This window comes from Corynebacterium sp. MSK004 (genome assembly GCF_030232515.1).
In the GTDB taxonomy this organism is placed as follows: Bacteria; Actinomycetota; Actinomycetes; order Mycobacteriales; family Mycobacteriaceae; genus Corynebacterium; species Corynebacterium hesseae.
Genome location: NZ_JASPKB010000005.1, coordinates 24,529 through 44,880, shown reverse-complemented (window position 1 = coordinate 44,880; position 20,352 = coordinate 24,529). Strand labels below are relative to the sequence as shown.

The window sequence follows — 20,352 nt, the reverse complement described above, 5'->3', positions numbered from 1 at the left end:
CCGGTCTTCGTCGTTTTATTCGACGGTGGATGTGTTCTTGGCTTCTTGTCCTTTCGGTTGTTTGGAGTGGTGTCGTCGTTTGATTCGACGAAGGCTAGGCCCCTGTTCTTCGTCATCGTCGTCGTTTGAATCGACGGGGTTTAGAAGGGGATGTCCTCGCCGTTGTCAGTGTCGGTGTTGGTCTGGGTTTCGGCTTTAGCTTTGGCTTGTTGTTGTGCGTAGTCGTCGAGTTCTTGTTTGAGGTGTTGGGCTTGTTCGCGCACACGTTTCCTGGTGGCGGTGATGTGTTGGGCGACTGTTTGCGCCCACCGTTTTTGTTTTGGTGCCAGGGGTCCTTCTGCTTCGTTGATGGTCCAGGTACCGTCGGCGAAAAGCCAGATAACATCCCCACTGTAGGGGTCCAGCAGGTATTTTAAGGTGCCATCGGTTTTCATATTGTGGTGTCCTTGGCATAAGCATGCCAGGTTCTTCGGATGGGTTGGCCCGCCTTCAGCCCAGTTGTGCCGGTGGTCAAGCTGGGTAAGAAAGGCTGGCTCTTCACACCCGCCGACCCGGCAGGTCCCGTCGCGGCCTTCGACGTGTTTGCGCATGACAACACCTGGCTGGTAGCCGTCTGCTTCGGCTACCTCGCCGGTTAAGTCCCGGGTTTTATCATGCGGCATAGCCTCTTGCCGCCAGCCAAAGCCTTCAATGAAGGTCGGGGCATTCTCAATATCGCAGGCTTGGTAGGTGTGTAAAACTACGGTGGCTGGTGGTTGTATTTCGCCGCTTAAGAGTTTGATGACCGCTTCAGCAACAGTGATTCCTTCTTTTGCGGCGGCTGTGTGGATGAAGGCATCGAGTTTAATGCCGGTGTCTTCCCCAACCTGGAGTTCCAGCCAGGCAGAGGTTCCGTTGGAGGAGAAACGGTAGGTGTCTTTGGGGCGGGTGTCGCGAAAAGCAATGGAGTCGTCCAGGGTTTTACAGATGTCGCGGACTTTGCGCCTGATTTGGCTGCGGGTAGGAAAAGCCTGATTGGGTTTCGAAGGGGTGAAGAAGTCAGCCAGGATGGTGTCGATAAAATCCAGGGTTTCATCCGTCAGGGCCGTCAGGGCTGACATGGGTTGGTCAATAGCAATCAAGGACTCAATGTCCAGCAGGCACAAGGTGTCTTGTATGGCTTTGACTTTCGGCAGGCTATCAAGCCGGTGGATAGCACGCAGACCTGCTTTGATGTGGCCTTCCGGCAGTGACCAGGCAGCCACCAAGCTTAAAGCGGTGGTGTTGATATCAGCCTGCAGGCTGGGCATAGCACCAACCCAGGTGTTGTAGATAGCGCGGCGGGCTGCCGCGCGGGCTATAGCGTGTGGATTATTCGGATTCGTTGTTGAGAAGAAGAAAGAAGAGGAGGTTGAAGGGTGCGTGGCGGTGGTAGTCATGAATGTCTCCCCCGAGAAAAATGAGTTAGAAGAAATGTTCTAACAATGATTCTACCGACCCTCACCGCACATAGCCATAGCCAGTAGTGAATTCACGTCAAGTCGCTACTATAAACGGGGGTAGCGGCACCATGTTAGCCAGGAGGTTCGATAGGGCGTAGTAGGGGGGGAGAAAACAATCAAATCCCCACGCGCGTTGTTGGCGGCACGTGGGGCGTGGGGATCTACTGGGCGTCGGAAAGCGCGTAGGCAGCGCCAGCGCTTGCGGCGGTGACGGCCAGGACTGCCGGCCAGGAGCCAATCTTCTTAGCCAGCGGGTGAGAGAGGCCAAACGCGCCGGTGTATAGAGCAGCCAGGCCGGCCGTAGTGGCTGGGTTCGTCTTAGCCCACCAGCTGCGTCCGGCCCAGACGCCAGCGGCGGCGAGCACTACGCCGCCAAGCGGGCGGATTCCAGTTTCCCGAGCTGTGAGCCAACCGCCAATGAGACCCAGAGAGACGGTCGCGGCCGTCGATACGTCCTGTGGTTTCTTGATGTCAATCATTCCCATGCGCTTCAGTTTAGGCCGCCTGCATGGGCGGTGGCTAGACTTCCCTCCATGAATCACGCAGCAACGCCCACGTCAGAAAAGCAAGCTTGGCTCGCCATGGCGGCGCTGTCACTCGGCTTTTTCATGTCGTTGCTCGACCAATCCATGATTGCCGTTGCGCTTCCCGACGTCCGTCGTGAGTTCAACGCCGACGTCAATCAGGTGCTGTGGGTCTCCGCCATCTATTTGCTCGCCGTGGTCGTGCCCCTCCTGTTTACTGGAAGGCTAGGGGATATTTACGGGCAGAAGCGAATGTTTCAGCTCGGCAACGGACTCTTTGGCCTTGGTGCACTGCTTTGTGCGCTGGCGCCATCCGTAGAGTTTCTCATCGCCGCGCGGTCGCTACAAGGTCTAGGTGCCTCCATTCAGATGCCGCAGACCATGGCGGTGATCAACCGTGTTTTCCCTCGTGAGCGGCGCGGCCGTGCGCTGGGTGCCTGGGGCGTGGTGGGTTCGCTGGCCACTCTTGCTGGACCGCTAGTGGGAGGCTTCGTCGTAGCCGCGTTTGGGTGGCAGGCGGTCTTTTGGATCCACATTCCCATTGTCATTGCAGCGATTGTACTTTCCGGCCTGTGGGTGCCTGCCTTGCCGACGGCGACCGGAAGGATTGAATTCGCGTCGGTAGGGGCGTCGTTTGTCGCGTTGACCTGCTTCGTCTTTGCGGTGCAACAAGGGCCAGAGACTGGCTGGCCGTGGTGGATTTGGGCCCTCCTCGTCGCCGGAATTGTCGGAATGGCTCTCTTCGTGCGCCTGCAATCAGCCCGTGGGGCGGCAGCGCTCGTTCCGCTTGGGTTGTTTAAGGACCGTAACTACTCCGTGGGCACGGTGGCCATCGTGTCCATGGGCTTTATGGCTGCGTCGATGATGATTCCGATCATGATGTGGTTGCAGGTCGAGGAGGGGATATCGGCGGGAGATGCCGGAATGATCGTCACGCCGATGGCTCTGGTTTCTTTGTGTGTGTCACCACTAGCGGGCATTTTGGCAGATAGGCTGCATCCGCGACTATTAGCGCTCACGGGATTCGGCATTTTGATTGCCACTTTCGCCGTGCTGTGGTTCCTCATGCACGCGGGTGTTTCGGGGTGGTGGCTAAGCCTGCCATGTGCGGCCTTGGGGGCGGGACAGTCCTTTATTTGGGGATCCAATGCCGCGACGACGATGCGCGATATTGATGCACATCTCATGGGAGCTGCTTCCGGTGTCTATAACACATCGCGACAGGTGGGCTCGGTGATTGGTGTGGCCGGTGTATCAGCAGTCATGCAGGTCGCCGGCGCGGCGGACTCTCTGGTCGCTATCGTTGCGATCCTTTTCGTCGGGTGCATTGCGTCGCTCTTCTTCCGGGATACCCTGCACGCTGGTGTGGAGACTGCGAGCCAATAGGGAAGCGAGTAGATTGGATGTCATGCGTCTTGCTGTACTGACATCCGGTGGTGATTGCCCCGGTCTGAATGCTGTTATCCGCGCGGTCGTTCGCACCGCATCCAACGAGTTCGGCGATACGGTCGTCGGCTACGAGGACGGCTGGGTTGGTCTGATGGAAGACCGACGCCGTGACCTTTATGACGACGCTGAAATTGACCGCATCCTCCTTCGCGGCGGAACCATCCTTGGTACTGGCCGCCTCCACCCAGATAAGTTCAAGGCTGGGCTGGACACCATCAAGGCCAATATGGCCGATGCTGAGGTTGATGCGCTCGTCGCCATTGGCGGCGAGGGAACTCTCAAGGGTGCTAAGTGGCTTTCTGACAACGGTATCCCAGTTGTCGGCGTGCCAAAGACCATCGATAACGACGTCAATGCAACGGACTACACCTTCGGTTTCGACACGGCCGTGTCCGTGGCCACCGATGCGATTGACCGCCTCCACACCACTGCTGAGTCCCACAACCGCATCCTCATCGTGGAGGTCATGGGCCGCCACGTTGGGTGGATTGCGCTGCATGCAGGCATGGCTGGCGGCGCGCACTACACGGTGATCCCCGAGGTCCCATTCGATATCGCAGATATCACCAAGGCGATGGAACGCCGCTTCCAGATGGGTGAGAAGTATGGCATCATCTGCGTCGCCGAAGGCGCACTTCCCAAGGAAGGCACCATGGACTTCGAAGCGGGCGGTGTCGATCAGTTTGGTCACCAGACCTTCAACGGAATTGGCCAGGTCATCGGTGATGAGATCAAGAAGCGCACTGGTTACGACGTGCGCACGACGGTCCTCGGCCACATCCAGCGCGGCGGCACGCCGACGGCGTATGACCGCGTCCTGGCAACCCGTTACGGCACCCACGCCGCCCGTGCTGCGCACAATGGTCAGTCCGGAATGTGCGTCGCCCTCCACGGTGAAAACATCGATCTCGTCCCGCTCGAGGATGCCGTGGGCAAGCTGAAGGTGGTTCCGGCAAAGCGTTATGCCAACGCGCAAGCCCTCTTCGGTTAAACGCTGCGACAAGGTCGCCCATAGTTAATAAAGGTTTCGATGACAAGCGTATTAGCTTTCCTTGCTGAGCAGCCGGTCCTGTTGGTGTTTTTGCTGATTGGCATCGGCATGGCGCTCGGCGGCATCAAAACCCGGGGAATTAGCTTAGGGGCGGCCGCCGTTCTCTTCCTCGGTATTGCTTTTTCGGCGGCTGCCTCCGCCGTTGGTGTGGAGGCCTCCGTACCTCCCATTCTGGGAATGCTCGGCTTGGTGCTCTTTGCCTTTGGCATTGGCAATAATTCTGGGGTGTCCTTCTTTAAGTCGCTAAAAACGGCGACGGGCCCAGTGCTGTCGATGATTGGAGTCTTCATCGTCGCGGCGCTTGCCGCGTGGGGGTTGGGCACTTATGTTTTTGGGCTATCGAATGCCACCATCGCGGGTACTTTTGCCGGCGCTGTGACGAATACCCCCGCGTTGGCGGCGGCGTCGGAAGCTACGGGTGATCCCGGCGCAGCAACCGTGGGCTACGCGGTGTCTTACTTATTCGGCGTCATCGGCATGCTCGCGGCCACGGTGCTCGTGCTTCGCGACGCCGGGAATGACGACGACAGCCTGTCACCCGTCACGCGCCAGCACATGCAGATTCTGAGAGAAATCGCGGTGGCAGAGATTGCAGACATCGGCAACGGGGAAGTGCAAGTGACCCGCCTGCGGCGCGTCGGCAGCAATGATATCGTCCTGCCGAAGTTTTTCGATGTGTTGCACCCAGGTGATGTGGTCACGCTCGTCGGTGCCCCGGAAGATCTGGACAATATCATTGAGCGCGCTGGCCGTGAATCCCCGCAGATCCTCAACGATGACCGCCACGAGCTAGACTTTCGTCGCATTACTATCTCCGAGCACAGCTTGGCTGGCCTGACTATTGCGGAGCTGAACAACCAGCTGTCTGACCGGTGGGGCGCGCGCATTTCGCGCGTTCGCCGTGCGGACAACGATCAGGTTGCTATCCCCGAACACATCGTGGAGCTGGGAGATCGCGTGCGCGTCGTGGGCTCAAAGAAGTCGCTGCGCGAGATCTCAAACTTTCTTGGGGATTCTTCGCAAGGCCTAACCGATATCAACCCCGTATCCCTCGGCCTCGGCTTGGCCCTTGGCATCTTTGTAGGGCATATCGATATCCCGCTTCCGGGCGGATCTTCCTTCAACCTCGGTGCTGCCGCCGGCGTTCTCATCGTCGCGTTGGTCATGGCGCGGATTGGGCGAATCGGCAATACAGTGACCGCATTGCCGCACTCAGCCAACACGATTCTTTCCGAGCTCGGACTGTTGCTCTTCTTGGCCCAAGCCGGAACGAATGCGGGCGGGGAGATCGCCGGTGCCTTTACAGGCGGCGCGTGGTGGAAGATTCTTCTCCTTGGCATCATCATCACAACGCTGGTCGCATTCGGGTTTGCCCTTGTGATGCGCCGATTCCTGCGCGTCGGCGCTACAAAGACGGCGGGTGCTATGGCCGGAGCTCAGACTCAACCGGCAGTTCTCGCTTTTGTGAATAATCGGACGAGCACTGATCAGCGTGTGTCCTTGGGCTATGCCATGGTGTATCCAGCGGCCATGATTGCCAAAATTCTTATTACGCACGGCATCACCTTGTTGGGTTAGGCGGTTGCGCACGGTGTCGCGTTGACATACTAAGATGGCACGCATGACTGCTGCGATGTATGACCTGATGGACTACGACGAGGTCCTGGAAAAGTTCGAACCCGTAATGGGCATGGAAGTTCACGTGGAGCTCAATACGGAAACCAAGATGTTCTCCACCTCTCCCACGAACTTCAACGCAGCCCCCAATTCCAACGTGGACCCGGTTTCGCTGGGTCTGCCCGGAGCATTGCCGGTGGTGAATTCAAAGGGCGTGGAAGGCGCCATCAAGATCGGTCTGGCGCTGAACTGCAAGATTGCGGAATCGTCGCGCTTTGCCCGCAAGAATTACTTCTACCCGGATCAGCCGAAGAACTATCAGATCTCTCAGTATGATGAGCCGATTGCATACGACGGCTACCTTGACGTCGTCCTCGATGACGGCACCGAGTGGCGCGTAGAGATTGAGCGCGCCCACATGGAAGAGGACACCGGAAAGCTCACCCACTTGGGCGGTGCCGACGGCCGTATCCATGGCGCGACCTCCTCGCTGGTGGATTGCAACCGCGCGGGCATTCCGCTCATCGAGATTGTGACCAAGCCGATTATTGGCGCCGGTGAGCGCGCCCCCGAGGTTGCCCGCGCCTATGTGTCCGCACTGCGCGAGCTCGTCGCAGCGCTGGGGGTCTCCGATGCCCGCATGGATCAGGGTTCGATGCGCGTGGATTCCAACGTGTCGCTGCGCCCGGTGGGCCAGGAGGAGTTCGGTACCCGTACCGAAACCAAGAACATCAACTCCTTGCGCTCTGTCGAGCAGGCGGTGCGCTTTGAGATGCAGCGCCAGGCGCAGGTGCTTGTCGACGGTGGCGAGATCGTCCAAGAAACCCGCCACTACCAGGAAACGGATGGCTCCACCTCGAAGGGCCGCCCGAAGGAGACCGCGGAGGACTACCGCTACTTCAACGACCCGGACTTGCCGCCAGTGATTGTCTCCCGCGAGTGGGTTGAGGAAATCCGCCAAACCCTGCCGGAGATGCCGTGGATTCGCCGCGCCCGCATCCAAGAGGAGTGGGGCCTCAAGGACGAGGAGATGCGCGATCTGGTCAACGCCGGTGCCTTGGATCTCATCATCGAAACCGTGGAAGCCGGAACCAGCCCGGACGAGGCCCGCTCCTGGTGGGTTTCTTACCTGACGGGTAAGGCCAATGAAGCCGGCGTCGAGCTGAGTGCCCTCGACATCACCCCGGCCCACGTTGCCCGCGTGGTCGAGCTGGTTAAGGAAGGCAAGCTGACCACCAAGCTGGCTCGCCAAGCAGTTGACGGCGTGCTGGCCGGTGAGGGCGACGTCGACGAGGTCGTCGCCAAGCGCGGGCTCGAGGTTGTGCGCGATGACGGCGCAATCGAGAAGGCCGTCGATGATGCCCTGGCTGCGAACCCGGACATCGTGGAGAAGTACAAGGCCGGCAACAAGAAGGTCACCGGCGCCATCGTTGGCGCGGTCATGAAGGCTACCCAGGGCAAGGCTGACCCGGGACAGGTCAATAAGCTGATTGCGAAGAAGCTCTCCTAATTGGTATAAATTTCCATTAGGCGAGGTCAGGCGGCTACGGGGTACCGTGGTCGCCATGACTATTTCTACCAAAGCACTGCAGAAGTCCGGCCCGAACGAGCCCTTCGAGGTCGTGACCATCCAGCGCCGTGACCCGCGCGCCGACGACGTGGTCATCGATATTAAGGCAGCCGGCATCTGCCACTCGGATATTCACACCATCCGCAATGAGTGGGGCGAGGCTCACTTTCCGCTGACGGTGGGCCATGAAATCGCCGGCGTGGTTTCTGCCGTGGGGGAGGAAGTAACCAAATTTAAGGTGGGGGACCGCGTTGGTGTGGGCTGCTTGGTGAATTCTTGTGGCGAGTGCGAGCAGTGCCAAGCCGGTATGGAGCAAAACTGTCTCAATGGTGGTGTGGGCACCTATAACTCCACCGACGTGGACGGTACGATTACTCAAGGCGGCTATGCGGAAAAGATCGTGGTGAATCAGGACTTCGTCCTGCGTATACCGGATGCCCTTGACTTTGATGTCGCCGCGCCCCTGCTGTGCGCGGGAATTACCACGTACTCTCCGCTGGCTCGCTGGGATGTTAAGGAAGGGCAAAAGGTAGCCGTCGTGGGGCTCGGCGGTTTGGGGCACATGGGTGTCCAGATCGCCGCTGCCAAGGGTGCAGATGTCACTGTCATCTCGCGCACTTCGCGCAAGGCGGAGGAAGCCTCAAAGTTGGGGGCAAGCCGCACCCTCGCCACCACAGAAGAAGAGAACTTCTTTAAGAACCACCGCGGAGAGTTCGACCTCATTCTGTCCACCATCTCAGCCGAGTATGACCTCGAAGACTATTTGTGCTTACTCAAGCCGCGCGGCATCATGTCCGTCGTCGGCCTTCCACCGGAGGCACTCCCGCTGCGCCTCAACCGCTTGGTGGGCGGCGGCAAGGTGCTCACCGGTAACAACATTGGCGGCATCGCAGAAACCCAGGAAATGCTGGACTTTTGTGCCGAGCACGGCCTGGGAGCGGTCATTGAGAAGGTCGGCGTCGATGACGTCGATGCCGCCTATGAGCGCATCGTTGCGGGTGATGTGAAGTTCCGATTCGTCATTGATACCGCTACGTTTGCCGAGCATTAAGAGGTGAGCCGCCTCATGCTTTAGCGGCCATTGGAGCAAGCTCTCCATGGCCGCACACATGTTTTCCTGTCATGATGGAGTACCGTGGTAGTAGTGTGCCGCCGTACTTCATCAAAGGTATGGCGCGTTTTTATGCGCTAGTCATAAAGCATAAAGAGAAGAAACTAGAAAACAGATAGGAAAACGTGTCTTATAAAAACGTCGTAGGCATCGCTTTGTCCTTCATTGGCTTGCTCGTGGGTGCGGGCTTTGCCACGGGACAGGAAGTTGTCCAGTACTTTACGTCCTTCGGTATTCCCGGCATGTGGGGAATCCTGGTTGCCGGTTTGGTCATGACCCTTGCCGGTACAGTCTTCCTCCAACTAGGAAGCTACTTCCACGCCAGCGAACACAACCAAGTCTTCCGCAACATTACCCACCCGATCATCTCGCGCATTCTTGATGTCGCGGTAATCCTCACGCTATTTGCGGTGGGCTTCGTCATGCTGGCAGGTGCTGGCTCCAACATGGAGCAGCAGTTCGGTTGGCCTGCGTGGGTAGGTTCGTTGCTCATGCTCGTGCTTGTCATGGTTACGGGTATGTTCGACGTGGACAAGGTCTCCCAAGTTATCGGCCTTTTGACCCCGACCATCATCATCGCCGTTCTCTTCGTGGGCACCTATACCTTGCTGCACATGCCGGAGAGCGTTGATGCGGCGATTAGCGCCTCTGAAGCGATTGAGTCCCCGATCCCGAATTGGTTGGTCTCCGCGCTGAACTACAACGGCCTCGCCCTCATTCTGGCTGTATCGATGTCCTTGGTGATCGGTGGCGATAACATCAGCCCGCGTGAGGCTGGTGTCGGTGGCATTGTAGGCGGCGCGGTCTACGCGGTGCTCATGGCCATTGCTGGTTTCTCCTTGCTGATGAACGCGGAGAATGTGGGCGATTCAGATATTCCGATGCTGACCCTGGTGGACAACGTTCACCCAGTCCTTGGCGTCATCATGGCAGTCATCATCTACCTGATGATCTTTAATACGGCCATCGGCATGTTCTATGCGCTGGGTAAGCGTTTGTCCTCCGGCAACGAGTCCAAGTACCGCATCATCTTTATCGCCGGCTGCCTTGCAGGTTTCGCGGTTTCCTTCGCCGGCTTCAAGGCGCTCATGCAGTATGTGTACCCGGTTCTGGGCTACATGGGCATCGTCCTCGTCGTCATCCTGGTGGTTGGATGGCTGCGTTCCCTGGGCAAGATCAAGGATGAAGGCTTGCGCCGCGAGCGCATCCGCGCCCTGCTTCACCTGAAGCTGCACCCCGATTCGGAATATGACGCAGCGCGTTACGACGATGAGATTGGTCAGCAGATCGCCGATTCCAACATGGATGATGAAGCCCTCTTCGAGGATCTCGTCTCCGATGTTGTTGATGAGCTGGATTCAGATGAGGAGCTCGATTTCGACAAGGAAGAGTGGGAAGAAAACCGCAACGATCACTCCTATTACACCGAGCGCGACGCCGTGGAGCAGGACCGCAGCGACGAAGAGATCAAGGCCTGGGTGGAAGAAACCGGCGCGGTGGGAGACCCCGCCGAGGATGAGGACCTCCCCGAGGAATCACAGAAGAACTAGTGGAGCAAGAGCTTCGCTGTTAGCGCAAACATGACGCAGCCGATGACGATGTTGACGACGCGCCACGTCGTCGGCTTGGCCAGCACGTGGGAGAGCTTGTAGGCGCCAAAGCCCAAGGAGGGGAACCACACTGCGCTGGCCATGATGGCGCCGGCTGCGAACACCCAGCGCTGGTCGCCGTACTGGTTTGCAATGGAGCCCAGCATGACCAGCGCGTCGACGTAGGCTAAGGGGTTGAGCCACGTCAGCGCCAATGCGCCGAGGACGGGCTTGACCCAGGATTTCGAGCGCATGCGGGGGCGGATCTTCGTAAGCACTGAGTTCCCCGGTGTCCCAGAGGAACCCGAATTCTCATCAACCACTTGGGCCACCGGTGCGGTTTCCTCAATGACAAGCGCTTCCTGTTCCTTCTTGAAGGCATCGCGGAAGCACGTGAAGCCGAAGTAGATGAGGTAGGCCGCGCCGAGGTACTTCACCACGACGAGCGCGGTGGGGAAGCGCTCCACAAGGACGCCGACGCCGGCGGTGCCGCCGGTGATCAGGATGACGTCGGAAAGCAAGCATGCCAATAGGATGGGGCCGACATGGTCGCGTTTAATACCCATCTTGATGATGTAGGCATTTTGCGGTCCGATGGCGATGATGAGGGACAGGCCCAGCGCAAATCCTGCGAGCAATACTGACATGGCTTCTAGTGTGCGTATAGCGACATATGAAGTCCAGTTAAATGTTCTACATCTGGTTTAATATTGCTTCATGAACCCGCTCCATACTGAAACGCTGCTGGCCATCATCGATGAAGGTTCCTTCGAGGGTGCCGCGGCTGTGTTGGGAATCACTCCCTCGGCCGTGAGCCAGCGCATCAAGGCACTGGAGGTGTCGACGGGCCGCATCCTCCTGCGCCGCGGGACCCCCGTCACCGTGACTGAGGCGGGGGAGATCGTCGCCCAAGCCGCGCGGCGCATGGCGCTGGTCCAGGCGGAAGCGGATGCGCGGCTTACTGAGCGGTTGTCCCGCGTGCCACTGACTGTTGCCATCAACTCGGATTCCCTGGCCACGTGGTTTCGGCCTGTAATCCAGCGCACCGCCGAGCGCGGTGAGGCGGCGCTGCGCATTCGCATCGAAGATGAGGCCCGTACGCTCGCGATGCTGCGCCGCGGTGACGTTCTGGGAGCTGTGACTCGCGAGCAAACGCCGGTCTCTGGCTGCGAATCCACGTATCTCGGTACCATGCGCTACTTTGCCGTCGCTGCGCCGGAGCTGGCGGAGACCTTTGAGGACTGGGAGACGCTGCCCATCGTGGGTTTCGGGCCGAACGACGCCACCTTGGATGACGCCATGCGTGAGCGCTTCATCGACTCGCACGTCCTGCGCGCACGGGTATCTCAGATTCCCTCCTCGGAGTCCTATGTGGAGGCCGTGCGCTACGGCCTGGGCTGGGGCTTGGTGCCGCGCCTGCAGGCCCAGCCATTGCTGGAGTCCGGGGAGCTAGTGCTTCTCGACGACTTCCCGCTCGACATCGACCTCTACTGGCAGCGCTGGCGGCTGGAGTCGGAGTTGCTTGCTGATCTCACCGAAGACGTCTTAAACGCTGGCCATGCGGTTTTAGCTTCGCGCCGCGCCGGTAAAGATGCACCATAAGGGTGCTGTGCTGCCTTAAGTTGGAGGTATGAGCGATAAAACTCCTGATAAAGCCACCGACTTTGATGACGATATCCCGACCTACACGGGCAAAGACTCCGTGAAGGACAACGCGCCCGCGGAAGCTGCGGCCGAAAAGCCGAAGAAGAGCAGCCTCTTCCAGCGCCCGGGGCGCGCCGAGCCGCAGGTGATCAAGCCTAAGAAGGCCGAAGAGCCCGCCGTTGAGGCAGAGCCTGAGGCCAAGACCGAAACCTTTGAGAGCGCTTCCCGCGACTCCTTGTCTTTCGATAGCGCTGCCGCAGATGCTGAAACTGAAACTACTGCTTTCCCACGCGCGGAGGCGACGGCAGGAACCGATACGGAGACGACTGCCATGCCGGCGGCCGAGGCTGATGAAGAGCCCAGCGCCGTTGCCGTGGCTGACCCTGCGGCTGAGCCAGTCACCTCAACCGAGACGGAGGCTGTAGAAGAAAAGCACTCGTCGGCTCGCCGAGGCACCATTGACTTTGGTCTACTTTTCGTGCGCCTGGCGCTCAGCGTTTACCTGCTCGTGGCTGGTGCTTCGACCTTCTTTAAGCTCGGCGGCAACGAGGGGCTGTCAGGCTTGGAGAATGAGTTCGGTGAGTACACCATGGCGGCGGCCTTGGCCATCGGCGTGCCCACCGTCCAGCTCATTGCCGGCGCCTTCCTGCTTCTGGGTCTAGTTACACCGCTGGCGGCCATGTTCGGCCTCATTGTTACTGGGTTTTCTGCTATCCACGGCCTCAATGCCTCCGGTGCTGGGTTGGATGTCTTTGCCTGGAATGAGAGCGTCTGGCTGGGTCTGGTGCTCTTTGTTATCGCTGTGGCCCTGCAGTTCACCGGTCCGGGATTCATCTCCCTTGACTTCAATCGCTCCTGGACCCGTCGCCCACTGGCAACCTCGTGGGTCTTTGTCGTCATTGGCGTTGCCGCGCTCGTGGCCATCTGGTGGTTTGGAGCTGGCGTCAACCCGTTGAGCTAAGAGTTTTAGCGCCTACTTAAGCTCCCAGCCTGCAGTTATACACCAACTGTTGTTGTTTGCCATTGCGTAAAGTAAGTTGGTTTCCGTAATGGAAAACAATGACTTTGGTGCCGCAGGAGGGGAGCTTTAGTTTTGTCCGATCAGGATGTTCGAGAAGCACTCGCATTTGAGGAGCAACAACAGCTAGCCGCGGCGAAGCGGCCGCCTATCTGGCTGAGTTTGCTCGCATCGGCTGCTTACGGCGCGTGGTTTGCCTACATGTGGATCAAGGATGACGTCCATCCTCTCGTTCTTGTTGGTGGACTGCTTCTTGTACTCGGGCTCTTGGTGAGTCTTGCCTTCTTTTACCGCACGGGGGTGCGGGATTCGATGCGTCAGAAGGTTGATCCGCACGCCTCCAGGAATGTGACCTGGCGCTTCTACGCAGGATTGGGGTTTATGATGCTGCCGGCACTGTTCAATCCCTTTGTTGAAGGGCACGTTATTGCCTCGTGCATCGCAGGTGTGCTGTGCAGTTTGTCGGTCTTTTGGACGTTGCACACCGGTGCGCTGAATAGGATGCCGCGATGAGTGAGCTCGATCCGATAATCCACCCGCTCAACCGCTTTAAGATTTGCGCCACGCTCAATGCCTTTGGCGCCACACAGGGTGGGGACGTCAACCGTGAGATGAAATTCGCTATGTTGCGCGATCGCACGGAGCTTTCCGACGCCTCCCTGTCCAAGCAGCTCGGAGCGTTAGAACAAGCCGGCTACGTGACTCGCTTCCGCGAATATGGCACCAGCCGTGCTAAGGACTCGGTGTGGGTCGCATTGACTGAGCACGGCAAGATTGCCTTCGACGGTCACTTGGCAGCACTCAAGGATTTAGCTGAGGGCTGAGTTGGGCGCATGGTATGGCGTCGCTGAGGTGCCAATGTTGCCAAAGTTTTCCCTCGCGCTGCAGTGGCGGCGCACAACTTTGTCAGAACGGGCAGTTTTGCGTTTCGGGGCTTAGTTGGTTTGGGCCGCAGCGAGTTCGGTTTGTGGCTTGTCGGATTGAGCGCCTCGAGCCTTGAGGCAGATGGCGTAGAGAATGCAGCTGAGGAGTGCTAGCCACACGAAGTCATCGACCAAGAACTTCTGATACAGCGGCATCGCGTGGACATCGATGCTGTCACCAAACCACCACTTCGGCGGAACGGTGAGCAGCATGCCCACCCAGGCGGCCAGCACAGCCAGCAAGCTACCGGCGACCCAGGTGGAATTCCGCCAGGACCATGCGCGGTAGACCAGAACCGGCACGATGAGCGACAGCCACACCCAGTGGTGGGACCACGAAACGGGGGAGATGAGCAGCATGGTTGTGGCGGTGGTGAGGTGGGCGTCGACAAGCAGGCCGCGCCGCATCTGAGCCAGGATGAGTGCGGAGCCGAGGCCGATGACCGTGAGCGCTGCGACCAGCCACAGCATGTTGATGAGCGTGCCGTGGTTGTCCATCGCCTCTTGGGAGGTGAAGAGTCGCTGGATGACGCCCTTGAGCGAGGAATTGGACTGATAGTCCGTGGCCACACCGAAGTCTACGCCCTTGCCCATATCGAGAAGCTTTGAGCTGAAGAATTCGACAAAGGCCTCCCAGCGGTAGGCCGCGGCCAGCAAGGTGGCCACGACGGCGGAGGCGAAGGCTGTGAGGATCGGCTTCCACTCGCGGCGCAGCAGGAAGTAGAGCAGCATGGCCAAGGGAGTGATCTTGATGGCTGCCGCGAGGCCTATCAGCCAGCCCTGCGGAAGTTTGCGTTTGCGGGGGACGAGATCGAAGATGACCAACGCCATGATGACGATGTTGATTTGCGCAAAACCGTTGTTGAGGCGGATGGGCTCAAAGAACATCGCCGCGGCCCACGCGATCGCCACGGTGGGCCACAGGTGCGGCACCTTGAGTGCGCGGAAGATCGCGTAGAGGCACGCAAAGACCAGGGCGTCCGAGAGGACGATCATGATATCGCCCGCCAGGGCGTCACTCATCCAGTCAAAGGCTGTCAGCGGCACCATGACCAGTGCCCCGAAGGGCGGGTAGATAAAGGGGAGCGCCAAATCCCCGGCGTACATGGGCTCCGAGTAGACCGAGCGGCCCTCCATGAAGGCGCGGACGCCCTCACGGTAAATGATCATGTCCACAGGGTAGTCCGTGTGGAGGACGTGGCGGATGACGCCCACCAGGCCAATGATGAGCCCGGCGGCGGTGAAAAGTGTGCGCCTTGCGGCGTTAGTGGCGAAATTCATCGCCCCATACTCTAATTGACGTAACCATCCACCACGCGCACCGCACCACGGTCAGCGGAGGTGGCCATGTTGGCGTAGGCGCGCAGTGCCTTGGTGACTGGGCGATTACGGTCCTTCGGCGTCCAGGGCTTCTCACGCTGCTCCTCGGTGGCGCGACGGCGTTCCAAGACTTCTTCGTCCACGTCGAGGGTGAGCTGGCGCTCGCGGATGTTGATGGTGATGGGATCCCCGTTTTCCACTAGGCCGATGAGGCCGCCGTGGGCAGCCTCGGGGGAGATGTGTCCGATGGACAGGCCGGAGGTGCCGCCGGAGAAGCGGCCATCGGTAATCAAGGCGCAGGCCTTGCCCAAGCCAGAACCCTTGAGGAAGGAAGTCGGGTGCAGCATCTCCTGCATGCCGGGACCGCCCGCGGGGCCCTCGTAGCGGATGACGATGACATCGCCGGGCTGGACCTCCTTTTTCAGGATGATGGACACGGCCTCTTCCTGGGATTCGACCACGCGGGCTGGGCCGGTAAAGGTCCACAGTTCCTCGTCAACGCCGGCTGCCTTGACGATGGCCCCGTTGGGGGCGAGGTTGCCACGCAGGACGACCAGGCCGCCGTCGGAGGAGAAGGCATGCTCGGCGTCGTGGATGCAGCCATTGGCAGCGTCCGTGTCGAGCTCATCCCAGCGATTGGATTGGCTGAAAGGCTCGGTGGTGCGCACACCGCCGGGGGCGGCGAAGAAGAGCTCGCGGGCAGCGTCGGTAGCCTTGCCACCGCGGATATCCCAATCGTCGAGCCACTCCTCGGCGTTGTCGTAGAGCGCGGTATGGACCTTGAGGTTCAAGTGGCCGGCGCGACGCAGCTCGCCCAGAATGGCGGGGATGCCGCCGGCGCGGTGCACGTCCTCGATGTGGTAGGTGCCGTTGGGCGCCACCTTGGACAGGCAAGGCACGCGGTAGGAAATCTCGTTGATATCCTCCAGCGTGAAGTCCACCTCGCCCTCCTGCGCGGCGGCCAGCGTGTGGAGGATGGTGTTGGTGGAACCACCCATAGCCATGTCCAGCGCCATGGCATTGGTGAAAGCTTCCTTGGTGGCGATGGAGCGCGGGAGAACGGCGTCGTCTTCTTCGCCGTAGTAGCGCTGGCACATCTCGACGATGGTGCGGCCTGCTTGTTCAAAGAGAGCGCGGCGCGCGCTGTGGGTGGCTAGCGTGGTGCCGTTGCCTGGCAGTGCGAGTCCGAGCGCTTCGGTGAGGCAGTTCATGGAGTTGGCGGTGAACATGCCGGAGCAGGAACCACAGGTGGGGCAGGCGGATTCCTCCACGCGGGTTAGGCCCTCGTCGGAGACGGCGTCGCTGGCCGACGCCGTGATTGCCGTAATCAGATCTGTCGGCGCGTGCGCCACGCCATCGACAACAACGGCCTTGCCGGCCTCCATCGGGCCGCCGGAGACGAAGATGGTGGGGATGTTGAGGCGCAGCGCGGCGTTCAACATACCCGGGGTGATCTTGTCGCAGTTGGAGATGCACACTAGGGCGTCGGCAGTGTGGGCGTTGACCATGTACTCGATGGAATCGGAGATGATCTCACGCGAAGGAAGGGAGTACAGCATGCCGCCGTGGCCCATGGCGATGCCATCGTCGACGGCAATGGTGTTGAATTCCTTGGGCACACCGCCGGCTTCGCGCACGGCATCGGCCACGATGTCACCGACGTTCTTGAGGTGGACGTGGCCGGGGACGAACTGGGTAAAGGAGTTGGCAATAGCGACGATTGGCTTGCCAAAGTCACTCTCCTTGGAGCCGGTAGCGCGCCATAGTGCGCGCGCACCGGATGCCTGGCGGCCAACAGTCGTGACTTTGGAGCGGAGCGGGTACATGGTTATTCCTTTAATTCGGGGTGTTTCTTGAGGTACTCGGCGTATTCCTCCTTGGTGAGGAGGACTTGCTGGCCATCTCGGTGGACGATGATGACCTTGTCGTCGGCAGCATCACGGCCTGCAGTCAATGCGTCGGGGATGCGCCCATTGGAAGCGGCGGCAAGGCGGGGGAGGGAGTTGAAGGTCACTCCCGGCAGGTTGAAGTTGTTGCCGCTTGTGGTGCGGGCGTAGGCCCGCGAGCGCTGGAAGCCGATTCCCTTGAAGTCGCCCCACGCGATGTTCTTGGGGCCGCGGAAGCCATAGGTGATGTGGATGCCCTTGCCGTCAACGGTGGTGCGTGCGCGTAGAACCCACCAGATGGCCAGCACCGGGAAGATGAGGACCCAAAAGAGGTACTTCGGAGCCCAGCCAATGCTGAGAAATGCAATGGCGGCGAGGATGCCAATGCCGAGGAGATGTTCGCGGGTGGGCTTGAACGTTTCGGCCGTGGGGTGTTCGGCACGAGTTGATGCGTTCTGCGGGTGTGAGGACGTCATAGTGGGTCATCGTAATTGACTGTGCGGCGCGGTGGCGAACCGCCCCACCTGTGCAATCTCGCAAAATGAGAAAAAGATCCCAAAAATGGGGGTAAATGCCAGCGGTGGTGTTTCTATCAGTGTACAGTTTAGCCCATGATCATTATTCGACTTCACCTCGTAGTAGTACCCGGGCGGCGCGAGCCGTAGCGAGTCCACAAGTGACGTCGACCAGCAAGCGCCCCCGTTACCTTCACACCCAGGAAGGAAAGACGGGGGCGTTACTCGTTGGATGATCTCTTCACCACCCACCCCACTGAAGGAGCACATCAACCGTGACAGCTTCCACACCGCCACAGCGGGCGCCCGAGCGCATCACGGGCGCACACGCCATTGTCCGCACCCTCGAAGATCTCGGCACCGAGCTTGTCTTCGGCATTCCGGGTGGCGCCGTGCTTCCGCTGTACGACGCCCTCTTTGAATCCACGAAGCTGCGCCACGTGCTCACCCGCCACGAGCAGGGGGCCGGCCATGCAGCCGAAGGCTACGCCCAAGCATCCGGAAAGGTCGGCGTCATGATCGCTACCTCCGGCCCGGGTGCGACCAACCTGGTGACCCCGCTGGCTGACGCTAACCTGGACTCGATTCCTGTCGTGGCAATCACGGGCCAGGTGGGCAGCTCCCTGCTGGGCACCGATGCCTTCCAGGAAGCCGATATCCGCGGCGTTACGATGCCGATTACGAAACACAACTTCATCGTCACCAAGGCAGAAGATATCCCCGGGGCGATCGCGGCCGCCTTCCACCTCGCCGCCACTGGGCGCCCAGGGCCTGTGCTCGTGGATATTCCGAAGGACGTGCAGAACGCTTTTATGGAATATTCGGGCCCAAAGATGCCGGAACTACCGGGGTACAAGCCCACGACTACTCCGCACCCGCGCCAGATTGCCCAGGCTGTTCAGCGCATTGCGCGCGCCGAGCGTCCGGTGCTCTACGTTGGCGGCGGCGTCATCAAGGCCGAGGCCTCCCGCGAGCTGCGCGAGTTTGCGGAGCTGACCGGTATCCCTGTGGTGACCACGCTCATGGCTCTCGGTGCCTTCCCGGATAACCATCCGCAGCACATGGGTATGCCCGGTATGCACGGAACCGTGCCCGCGGTGGCGGCCCTGCAGCGCGCGGACCTTATCATCGCCGTGGGCGCACGCTTCGACGACCGCGTGACCGGTGATACGGACACCTTTGCTCCCCACGCCGAGGTGATCCATGCCGACATTGACCCGGCGGAAATCGGCAAGATCCGCGAGGTGGCTGTTCCGATCGTGGGCGATGCCCGCGAGGTGCTTCTGCGTCTGACCAAGGCTTATGCCAATGATGCGGAGCTGGATGCCCCGCGAATTGGTCCGTGGATGGAGTATTTGGGGAACATGCAGCGCCGCTTCCCGCGCGGCTTTGAGCCGACGTCAGATGGCCTGCTCAACCCCCAAGAGGTGATCCAAAAACTCAGCTCCATCGTTGGCCCGGAGGCTATCTATTGTGCGGGCGTGGGCCAGCACCAGATGTGGTCGGCGCAGTTCCTTGACTTCGAGCACCCCCGCAGCTGGATCAACTCCGGTGGCGCCGGCACGATGGGCTACGCCGTGCCCGCGGCGCTGGGGGCGAAGGCTGCCTGCCCGGAGCGAGAGGTCTGGGCTATTGATGGCGATGGCTGCTTCCAGATGACCAACCAGGAGCTGACCACCGCGGCCGTGGAAGGCTTTCCCATCAAGGTTGCCGTGATCAATAACGGCAACCTGGGCATGGTGCGCCAGTGGCAGACGCTCTTCTATGACAACAAGTACTCCCATACCAAGCTGCGCGAGCACGACGAGTATGTGCCGGACTTTGTCAAGCTCAGCGAAGCCTTGGGCTGCGAGTCCATTCGCGTCACCACAGCAGAAGAGATCGGCCCCGCGATTGAACGTGCGCGCTCAATTAATGACCGTCCAGTGGTTATTGACTTCATTGTGGGCCAGGATGCCCAGGTGTGGCCGATGATTGGCGGCGGGGCTTCTAACGAGGAAATCCAGTACGCCCTGGGCCTGCGCCCACTGTTTGATGACAATGAGTCCGCGGCCGAGGAACCGGCCGACATCCACGAATCTCTCGAGGAGGCCGAAAACAATGGCTAAAGACGACATCACCCGACACATCCTCTCCGTGCGGGTTCAGGATATCGAGGGCATCATCTCCCGTGTGACCGGCATGTTCACCCGCCGTGGCTACAACCTCATCTCGCTGGTGTCCGCTCGGACCGAGACGGAAGGTATTAACCGCCTGACCATCGTCGTGGATGCCTCCGAGGTCATCATCGAGCAGGTGACGAAGCAGCTCAACAAAATCGTCCCGGTGCTCAAGGTAGTTGAGCTCGAGGAAGAGAACACGATTGCGCGCTCCATCATGTTGGTGAAGGTAGCCGCGGATAACTCTAACCGCCCTCAGGTGGTCGATGCAGTGAACATCTTCCGCGCACGCATCGTGGATGTGTCGCCGGAGTCCGTGGTCGTGGAGGCCACCGGTACCCCGGGCAAGCTGCAGGCGCTTCTCGACGTCCTCGAGCCCTTCGGTATCCGCGAGCTGGTGCAATCTGGCAACGTCGCACTGGGGCGCGGCCCGAAAGCAATGGCACCGACGAAATGAAATCCCACAAGGTGGGCAAACTGTCCCAAGGTGTGATA

The 20,352-nt window shown here is 59.9% G+C and carries 18 protein-coding genes; 12 read left to right on the top strand and 6 right to left on the bottom strand.

From position 1 onward, the window contains the following. Positions 1 to 140: 140 nt before the first annotated feature. Both QP999_RS07065 and QP999_RS07060 read right to left on the bottom strand, forming a co-directional pair. Complete coding sequence (locus tag QP999_RS07065; protein WP_284847974.1) at positions 141 to 1,418, bottom strand: HNH endonuclease signature motif containing protein; 1,278 nt, start codon at positions 1,416 to 1,418, stop codon at positions 141 to 143. Between the two features lie 224 nt (positions 1,419 to 1,642). Next, complete coding sequence (locus QP999_RS07060; protein ID WP_070524461.1) at positions 1,643 to 1,966, bottom strand: hypothetical protein; 324 nt, start codon at positions 1,964 to 1,966, stop codon at positions 1,643 to 1,645. 48 nt (positions 1,967 to 2,014) lie between these two features. On the opposite strand from QP999_RS07060, the gene QP999_RS07055 reads away from it, so the two are divergent. The 6 genes from QP999_RS07055 to QP999_RS07030 all read left to right on the top strand — a co-directional run bounded on the left by QP999_RS07055 (position 2,015) and on the right by QP999_RS07030 (position 10,353). Further along, the gene (locus QP999_RS07055; RefSeq protein ID WP_284847973.1) at positions 2,015 to 3,391 is read left to right on the top strand and encodes an MFS transporter; all 1,377 of its coding nucleotides are present in this window, start codon (positions 2,015 to 2,017) and stop codon (positions 3,389 to 3,391) included. Between the two features lie 22 nt (positions 3,392 to 3,413). Next, entirely contained in the window at positions 3,414 to 4,445 is a 1,032-nt protein-coding gene (locus QP999_RS07050) for an ATP-dependent 6-phosphofructokinase (protein WP_070524457.1), read from the top strand. 39 nt (positions 4,446 to 4,484) lie between these two features. Further along, positions 4,485 to 6,083 (top strand): aspartate:alanine exchanger family transporter, encoded by a 1,599-nt coding sequence (locus QP999_RS07045; RefSeq protein WP_284847972.1) that lies wholly within the window; start codon positions 4,485 to 4,487, stop codon positions 6,081 to 6,083. 43 nt (positions 6,084 to 6,126) lie between these two features. Then, on the top strand, positions 6,127 to 7,632 hold the full coding sequence (gatB, locus tag QP999_RS07040) for an Asp-tRNA(Asn)/Glu-tRNA(Gln) amidotransferase subunit GatB (RefSeq protein ID WP_284847971.1): 1,506 nt from the start codon (positions 6,127 to 6,129) through the stop codon (positions 7,630 to 7,632). A gap of 55 nt (positions 7,633 to 7,687) precedes the next feature. Continuing rightward, positions 7,688 to 8,743, top strand: a complete 1,056-nt coding sequence (locus QP999_RS07035; RefSeq protein WP_284847970.1) for an NAD(P)-dependent alcohol dehydrogenase — start codon at positions 7,688 to 7,690, stop codon at positions 8,741 to 8,743. 185 nt (positions 8,744 to 8,928) lie between these two features. Beyond that, entirely contained in the window at positions 8,929 to 10,353 is a 1,425-nt protein-coding gene (locus QP999_RS07030; protein WP_284847969.1) for a YkvI family membrane protein, read from the top strand. On the opposite strand, the gene QP999_RS07025 is transcribed toward QP999_RS07030, so the two are convergent. Then, a complete protein-coding gene (locus tag QP999_RS07025) occupies positions 10,350 to 11,039 on the bottom strand; it encodes a LysE/ArgO family amino acid transporter (RefSeq protein WP_284847968.1) in 690 nt (229 codons plus the stop codon). The two genes, QP999_RS07030 and QP999_RS07025, sit on opposite strands and share 4 nt — an antisense overlap. A gap of 70 nt (positions 11,040 to 11,109) precedes the next feature. Here QP999_RS07025 and QP999_RS07020 point away from each other — a divergent pair, with 70 nt between their 5' ends. The 4 genes from QP999_RS07020 to QP999_RS07005 all read left to right on the top strand — a co-directional run bounded on the left by QP999_RS07020 (position 11,110) and on the right by QP999_RS07005 (position 13,878). Continuing rightward, the gene (locus tag QP999_RS07020; RefSeq protein ID WP_284847967.1) at positions 11,110 to 11,994 is read left to right on the top strand and encodes a LysR family transcriptional regulator ArgP; all 885 of its coding nucleotides are present in this window, start codon (positions 11,110 to 11,112) and stop codon (positions 11,992 to 11,994) included. 28 nt (positions 11,995 to 12,022) lie between these two features. After that, positions 12,023 to 12,997, top strand: coding sequence for a DoxX family protein (locus tag QP999_RS07015; protein WP_284847966.1), 975 nt, complete (start codon positions 12,023 to 12,025; stop codon positions 12,995 to 12,997). 132 nt (positions 12,998 to 13,129) lie between these two features. Beyond that, on the top strand, positions 13,130 to 13,567 hold the full coding sequence (locus tag QP999_RS07010; RefSeq protein ID WP_070564297.1) for a hypothetical protein: 438 nt from the start codon (positions 13,130 to 13,132) through the stop codon (positions 13,565 to 13,567). Further along, positions 13,564 to 13,878, top strand: a complete 315-nt coding sequence (locus QP999_RS07005; protein ID WP_070683062.1) for a transcriptional regulator — start codon at positions 13,564 to 13,566, stop codon at positions 13,876 to 13,878. The genes QP999_RS07010 and QP999_RS07005 overlap by 4 nt, the downstream gene beginning before the upstream one ends. Positions 13,879 to 13,989: 111 nt before the next feature. Here QP999_RS07005 and QP999_RS07000 read toward each other — a convergent pair whose 3' ends face one another. From QP999_RS07000 to QP999_RS06990, 3 genes are read right to left on the bottom strand one after another with little or no spacing between them, the layout of a single operon-like run. Further along, positions 13,990 to 15,258 (bottom strand): glycosyltransferase 87 family protein, encoded by a 1,269-nt coding sequence (locus QP999_RS07000; protein ID WP_284847965.1) that lies wholly within the window; start codon positions 15,256 to 15,258, stop codon positions 13,990 to 13,992. Positions 15,259 to 15,269: 11 nt separating this feature from the next. Then, positions 15,270 to 17,123 carry a dihydroxy-acid dehydratase gene (gene ilvD, locus QP999_RS06995; protein WP_284847964.1) on the bottom strand — a complete coding sequence of 618 codons (1,854 nt, stop codon included), beginning with the start codon at positions 17,121 to 17,123 and terminating at the stop codon, positions 15,270 to 15,272. A 2-nt stretch (positions 17,124 to 17,125) separates the two neighbouring features. Next, positions 17,126 to 17,659, bottom strand: a complete 534-nt coding sequence (locus tag QP999_RS06990) for a PH domain-containing protein (RefSeq protein WP_070683065.1) — start codon at positions 17,657 to 17,659, stop codon at positions 17,126 to 17,128. Positions 17,660 to 17,973: 314 nt separating this feature from the next. On the opposite strand from QP999_RS06990, the gene QP999_RS06985 reads away from it, so the two are divergent. Continuing rightward, positions 17,974 to 19,806, top strand: a complete 1,833-nt coding sequence (locus tag QP999_RS06985; protein WP_269948203.1) for an acetolactate synthase large subunit — start codon at positions 17,974 to 17,976, stop codon at positions 19,804 to 19,806. After that, entirely contained in the window at positions 19,799 to 20,314 is a 516-nt protein-coding gene (gene ilvN, locus QP999_RS06980) for an acetolactate synthase small subunit (RefSeq protein WP_070528612.1), read from the top strand. Before QP999_RS06985 ends, ilvN begins: the two co-directional genes overlap by 8 nt. Positions 20,315 to 20,352 lie beyond the last annotated feature (38 nt).

Excerpts from the sequence above, each read along its gene's own strand:
- QP999_RS07065 (WP_284847974.1), bottom strand. The coding sequence starts at position 1,418 with ATGACTACCACCGCCACGCACCCTTCAACCTCCTCTTCTTTCTTCTTC.
- QP999_RS07060 (WP_070524461.1), bottom strand. The coding sequence starts at position 1,966 with ATGGGAATGATTGACATCAAGAAACCACAGGACGTATCGACGGCCGCG.
- QP999_RS07055 (WP_284847973.1), top strand. The coding sequence starts at position 2,015 with ATGAATCACGCAGCAACGCCCACGTCAGAAAAGCAAGCTTGGCTCGCC.
- QP999_RS07050 (WP_070524457.1), top strand. The coding sequence starts at position 3,414 with ATGCGTCTTGCTGTACTGACATCCGGTGGTGATTGCCCCGGTCTGAAT.
- QP999_RS07045 (WP_284847972.1), top strand. The coding sequence starts at position 4,485 with ATGACAAGCGTATTAGCTTTCCTTGCTGAGCAGCCGGTCCTGTTGGTG.
- gatB (WP_284847971.1), top strand. The coding sequence starts at position 6,127 with ATGACTGCTGCGATGTATGACCTGATGGACTACGACGAGGTCCTGGAA.
- QP999_RS07035 (WP_284847970.1), top strand. The coding sequence starts at position 7,688 with ATGACTATTTCTACCAAAGCACTGCAGAAGTCCGGCCCGAACGAGCCC.
- QP999_RS07025 (WP_284847968.1), bottom strand. The coding sequence starts at position 11,039 with ATGTCAGTATTGCTCGCAGGATTTGCGCTGGGCCTGTCCCTCATCATC.
- QP999_RS07020 (WP_284847967.1), top strand. The coding sequence starts at position 11,110 with ATGAACCCGCTCCATACTGAAACGCTGCTGGCCATCATCGATGAAGGT.
- QP999_RS07015 (WP_284847966.1), top strand. The coding sequence starts at position 12,023 with ATGAGCGATAAAACTCCTGATAAAGCCACCGACTTTGATGACGATATC.
- QP999_RS07005 (WP_070683062.1), top strand. The coding sequence starts at position 13,564 with ATGAGTGAGCTCGATCCGATAATCCACCCGCTCAACCGCTTTAAGATT.
- QP999_RS07000 (WP_284847965.1), bottom strand. The coding sequence starts at position 15,258 with ATGAATTTCGCCACTAACGCCGCAAGGCGCACACTTTTCACCGCCGCC.
- ilvD (WP_284847964.1), bottom strand. The coding sequence starts at position 17,123 with ATGTACCCGCTCCGCTCCAAAGTCACGACTGTTGGCCGCCAGGCATCC.
- QP999_RS06990 (WP_070683065.1), bottom strand. The coding sequence starts at position 17,659 with ATGACGTCCTCACACCCGCAGAACGCATCAACTCGTGCCGAACACCCC.
- ilvN (WP_070528612.1), top strand. The coding sequence starts at position 19,799 with ATGGCTAAAGACGACATCACCCGACACATCCTCTCCGTGCGGGTTCAG.